At 32.8% G+C, this 2,386-nt stretch carries 2 protein-coding genes and 1 pseudogene; all 3 read right to left on the bottom strand.

All coding sequences use genetic code 11. From position 1 onward, the window contains the following. Positions 1-24 precede the first annotated feature (24 nt). Complete coding sequence (locus tag SPADD19_RS06440; RefSeq protein WP_023918092.1) at positions 25-561, bottom strand: hypothetical protein; 537 nt, start codon at positions 559-561, stop codon at positions 25-27. Positions 562-875: 314 nt separating this feature from the next. Beyond that, positions 876-1,492, bottom strand: a pseudogene (locus SPADD19_RS06435) (SAP domain-containing protein). Between the two features lie 714 nt (positions 1,493-2,206). Further along, positions 2,207-2,386: Sec-independent protein translocase subunit TatA/TatB (locus SPADD19_RS06430; protein WP_128861601.1), on the bottom strand; the 180-nt coding region annotated here is incomplete at its 5' end.

Below are 2,386 nucleotides of genomic sequence, written 5' to 3'. Positions count from 1 at the left end.
AAATACTTTTAAACTGTATTATTTTTATATGAATAGAAGACTAGTTCCTTCAGTTTTCTTGGTCTCTTCAATCCAATATTGCTCCTCTTTGGGGATCAAATGATCAAAACGTCCTGAAAAAAACTTCCATCCGTTTGGCACATATCTTTCGTAGTTTTTCATCCCCAGATGGTTTGAATAAAATTCTTCTTTATCAAAATCGATGAAAAGATCCGGAAGCAAGGCTTTTCCTTCCAGAATAATCTCTGAATTCAAGTTCTCCTCTTCCATTGAACGTTTGATCATTGAGATCAATTCTTCAACCGTCACCTTCAGCCAATCATCTTTATACATTTCTAAGTAGCTCTCAAGATTGCTTTTTGTAATCACATGAAGATTCTGCTGAATTTCAGGTAAATAGGAGAAATCAACATCCAGACCTGCTTCCTGGTATGCCTGAATATATTTATCGATATCCATTGTCCACATTTCGTTTGAACAAATATACCAGTTAAACTGATGATTTGCAATAACCCCAACAATATTTATTTCTGGTTTCTCTATCAATTGGTCTTTATTCACTAGTTTTTTCTCCCCTTCTCCTATCTACTTGTTCCGAACTGACAATAGGACTTACTTACCAAACATTATATATCTATGATACCGAATTATATTTTGACAAGCAAGTTAATGACCGAGTCGCTAACAAAAAAGCCAGCTAAAAGGGTTTAGCTGACTGATGTCATATCTAATAAATCTTTCTCTGCTCGATCATCTAGCAGAGAAAGCAAGTATCCCACATTCTCTTATATTCTATAAAACAAAAAAGCACTCTGCAAAAACAGAGTGCTATCGTCTTTAATACTTTATATTCCGTTCGACAAACTTGAAGTTGTTTATTTACAGTACTCCTCTATTTTGTAGCTATATTCTTTTAGAAGTTCCCGCGAATAAATTTTTTTATTTTTGAATCTCTAACTTCTTTCCAAAGGATAGCCGCAACTTTTAACTTGTTGGAGTAATGATTGCTAAATTCATCTGCACAAAAGTCTTTTAGAAATTGATTCCATTGGCAAGCTGAATTATCATACTTGGCGTAGTCTGACTCTCCATAGTATATTTTAATCATATCTTGGATTGTAAAATTTATGTTGTTGTCCCGTTTTACTTTTCGCCAAGCTGTTGCCATATCAGCATTAAACTTAAACGGATTAACACCTGTTACAGCTGAAAAATAATCACGAAATTTCTGATTAAAGGAAAACCCACATTCAAGTAATGATGTATTTAGGGTTATTATTTCGGTTTGATTTTTGTTTCTTTTCCTCAAAACTTTTTCTACTCTATTTCCCCTAAAATATTGTTCTATAATATGATTTAATTCTTTTTTTGTACATCTGTATTCTAATCCAAGGTACTTACAAATTTGTGAAAGCTCTTCTCGATACCAGTAGTATCTGTTAAATTCTTCAAATGATTTTATATCTCTAAAATCAGGTCTATGTTCTTCCAAATGCTCGCCTCTACAACTCCAAATTTATCTCATTATACCATAGATAATAAAAGTCATATCAATTTATACCCATGCCACATAAAGCTATAACAGAATATATTACAATCTTGTAATTACTGTATTTCTATTAAGCTTAACATTCTTATAAAATAAATAAGAAAAACAAACGATATAGTCCATCACTAGTAACAAGAAATACTAGAAGTTGAAAGATATAAAAACATTTAAATGGAAAGCATAGCAATAAACAAAACAGTCAGTAAAACGATGGTTTTGTTGTGTTGTTTCACTTGCTTTCTAATTTCCTCTTTTGACTTTATCCGCAGACGCCCTTTGTATTTTGATTTAGTCATGGAACTTCTAATAAGTTCGCTGACGTCCGTACTCACTTAAGGAAAGTTTTTTATATGACTTTATCTTCAATCTGAGACCGTTAAAACCTCTTTGTTTGAATCTTTCTAACTGAATTGGACACAAAAAAATCCACTCACCTGTGGTGAAATGGATTGTTTCTTTATTAACGGTTCAATAAGAAATTGAACAATTTTTCGACAATTTTTACGACCAACCAGCATAAGAATCCGATATAGCTAAAATAGAAAATGAGTGACAAAATCGTAATAATCATGGTTTCCTCCTTCGTCGATTACAAGTCCTTGTCTTATTATACCTTTTTATGCAATCGAACTCAATAGAATTTTGAAAATTGTCAGATTATTCTTTTTCTTTCTTATCTTCTTTTGCGTCTTGATCAGCTTCTTCACTGCCTTTATTGACAGCTGTCTTAAATTCAGCAAACATTTTGCCGATGGACTGGCCCAACTCAGGCAGGCGTTTTGGTCCAAAAATCAAGAGGGCACCCAGGATGATGATGATTAAACCTGGTGCTCCAAT

The organism is Streptococcus parasanguinis (assembly GCF_001578955.1).
In the GTDB taxonomy this organism is placed as follows: Bacteria; Bacillota; Bacilli; order Lactobacillales; family Streptococcaceae; genus Streptococcus; species Streptococcus parasanguinis_U.
This window is presented reverse-complemented; position numbering and strand designations above follow the sequence as displayed.